Annotated in this window: 3 protein-coding genes; all 3 read left to right on the top strand. The window is 68.8% G+C overall.

The genetic code is table 11. The annotated features are described in order from the left end of the window. Positions 1–687, top strand: a 687-nt coding sequence (locus ABY44_RS23150) for an FGGY-family carbohydrate kinase (RefSeq protein WP_431642314.1), incomplete at its 5' end; no start/stop codon positions are given. Positions 688–962: 275 nt separating this feature from the next. Then, positions 963–2,069 carry an S-(hydroxymethyl)glutathione dehydrogenase/class III alcohol dehydrogenase gene (locus ABY44_RS23155; protein WP_006483756.1) on the top strand — a complete coding sequence of 369 codons (1,107 nt, stop codon included), beginning with the start codon at positions 963–965 and terminating at the stop codon, positions 2,067–2,069. A 16-nt stretch (positions 2,070–2,085) separates the two neighbouring features. Then, positions 2,086–2,804 (top strand): S-formylglutathione hydrolase (fghA, locus tag ABY44_RS23160; RefSeq protein WP_431642319.1); only part of this gene is annotated, 719 nt, incomplete at its 3' end.

The raw sequence follows: 2,804 nt of genomic DNA on the forward strand, positions 1-2,804 counted from the left end.
GGCCAGATCGTCGTGCTCGCGGATTTGCTGCCGCCCGCCCGACGCGGCCTGCATCGCTATCGCGCGGCGGCCGGCGGCGGTTATTACACGATGGCCGCGATGCAGAACGTCGGGCTCGCGCTCGAAGCCGTGCGCGGCTGGCTCGGCTACGCGCAGTGGGCCGATGCGTACGACGATGCGTTCGCGCAGGTTGCGTCGGAACGTCTGTGCTTCCTGCCTTACCTGACGGGCGAGCGTTCGCCGTGGATGAACCCCGACGCGCGCGGCGGCTGGCTCGGCCTCGGGCTCGGCGACACGCGCGGCGCGATGATGCGCGCCGCGTTCGAAGGCGTCGCGTTCGCGTTGCGCGCCGGGCTCGATGCGATCCGCGATGCCGACCGCGGCGACCCGGTGACGACGCTGCGTCTCGCGGGCGGCGGCTCGGTCGATCCGCGCTGGCGCCAGCTGCTTGCCGACTCGCTGGGCGCGTCGCTTCACGCGATCGACTGCCCGAACGCCGCGACGCGCGGCGCCGCGCTGCTGGCGGGTGTCGCGATCGGGCACTGGCGGGAAGACGCGCTGCACGTGCTGGCGCCGGCCGCGTCGCCGGTTGCCGAGCCGCGCGACGATCGCTCGCTGGCCGCGCGTCACGCGCGCTTCATCGACCTGTATGCCCGGACGGATGCATGGTTCACGACGGGCGCTTAAAATCGGGCACTTGTTCTTTTGCGTCAGCGATGACGCATCGTGGCAAGCCGGCGGCCGTTTCCCGCACGCGATGCGCGGCGGAACCGGCCATCATGGCGAGCACGAGATTCTTTCGCCGTGCCGCGCGCGACGCCGCGCGGCACGGTTTCGACCGCTTTGCATGGAACCCGGTGCGAAGCATTGGGCCGGCGTCGGTGCTGGCGCACCCAGGCCGGTCGACATGAGCGCCGACGCGCGAACCCGGGCCGACCTCACACACAGACAGGAGTCACACGATGAAGACGAAAGCCGCGATTGCATGGAAGGCGGGCGCACCGCTGACGATCGAGGAAGTCGATCTCGAAGGGCCGCGCGCAGGCGAAGTGCTGATCGAGGTGAAGGCGACGGGCATCTGCCACACCGACTACTACACGCTGTCGGGCGCCGATCCGGAAGGGATCTTCCCGGCGATCCTCGGCCATGAAGGCGCGGGCGTCGTGGTCGACGTCGGCCCCGGCGTCGGCACCGTGAGGAAGGGCGACCACGTGATTCCGCTCTACACGCCCGAATGCCGCGAGTGCAAGTTCTGCCTGTCGCGCAAGACCAACCTGTGCCAGAAGATCCGCGCGACGCAGGGCAAGGGCCTGATGCCCGACGCGACGTCGCGCTTCTCGCTCGACGGCAAGCCGCTGTTCCACTACATGGGGACGTCGACGTTCTCGAACTACATCGTCGTGCCGGAAATCGCGGTCGCGAAGGTGCGCGAGGACGCGCCGTTCGACAAGATCTGCTACATCGGCTGCGGCGTGACGACGGGCGTCGGCGCGGTCGTGTACTCGGCGAAGGTCGAGGCCGGCGCGAACGTCGTCGTGTTCGGCCTCGGCGGGATCGGCCTGAACGTGATCCAGGGCGCGAAGATGGTCGGCGCGGACAAGATCATCGGCGTGGACATCAACCCGAAGCGCGTCGAGCTCGCGAAGAAGTTCGGGATGACGCACTTCATCAACCCGAACGAAGTCGAGAACGTGGTCGACCACATCGTGCAGCTGACCGACGGCGGCGCGGATTACTCGTTCGAATGCGTGGGCAACGTGAAGCTGATGCGCCAGGCGCTCGAGTGCACGCACAAGGGCTGGGGCCAGTCGTTCATCATCGGCGTGGCGGCAGCGGGCGAGGAAATCAGCACGCGTCCGTTCCAGCTGGTGACGGGCCGCGAGTGGAAGGGCTCGGCGTTCGGCGGCGCGCGCGGCCGCACCGACGTGCCGAAGATCGTCGACTGGTACATGGAAGGCAAGATCAACATCGACGACCTGATCACGCACACGCTGCCGCTCGAGCGGATCAACGAAGGCTTCGACCTGATGAAGGCCGGCGAGTCGATCCGTTCGGTCGTGCTGTACTGACCGGGAGCGCACCGCGATGCTCGAACTCGTTTCCTCGCATGCGTGCCACGGCGGCGAGCAGCGTTTCTACCGTCACGATTCGGCGGCCATCGGCCTGCCGATGAAATTCTCGGTGTACCTGCCGCCGCAGGCCGCGCACGGCCGCGTGCCGGCGCTGTTCTATCTCGCGGGGCTCACGTGCACCGACGAGACGTTCGCGATCAAGGCCGGCGCGCAGCAATACGCGGCGCAGCACGGCATCGCGCTCGTGATGCCGGACACGAGCCCGCGCGGCGCGGGCGTGCCGGGCGAGACCGACGCGTGGGACTTCGGCGTCGGCGCGGGCTTCTATGTCGACGCGACCGAAGCGCCGTGGTCCGCGCATTACCGGATGGAGTCGTACGTGACGGGCGAGCTGCGCGAACTCGTCACGGCCGAACTGCCGATCGACGGCGCGCGGCTCGGGATCTTCGGTCATTCGATGGGCGGGCACGGCGCGCTGACGCTTGCGCTGCGTCATCCCGGGCTGTACCGGTCGGTATCGGCGTTCGCGCCGATCGCCGCGCCGACACGCTGCCCGTGGGGCGAGAAGGCCTTCTCGGGCTACCTCGGCGCCGATCGCGATGCCTGGAAGGCACACGACGCGAGCGAACTCGTCGCGCGCGCCGATGCGCCGAAGTTCGCGGACGGCATCCTCGTCGATCAGGGCCTCGCGGATCAGTTCCTCGCGAACCAGCTCAACCCCGACGTGTTCGA

The organism is Burkholderia sp. ZZQ-2 (assembly GCF_050768715.1).
Lineage (GTDB): Bacteria > Pseudomonadota > Gammaproteobacteria > Burkholderiales > Burkholderiaceae > Burkholderia > Burkholderia cepacia.

Coding starts and splice junctions, on each gene's coding strand:
- ABY44_RS23155 (WP_006483756.1), top strand. CDS start 963: ATGAAGACGAAAGCCGCGATTGCATGGAAGGCGGGCGCACCGCTGACG.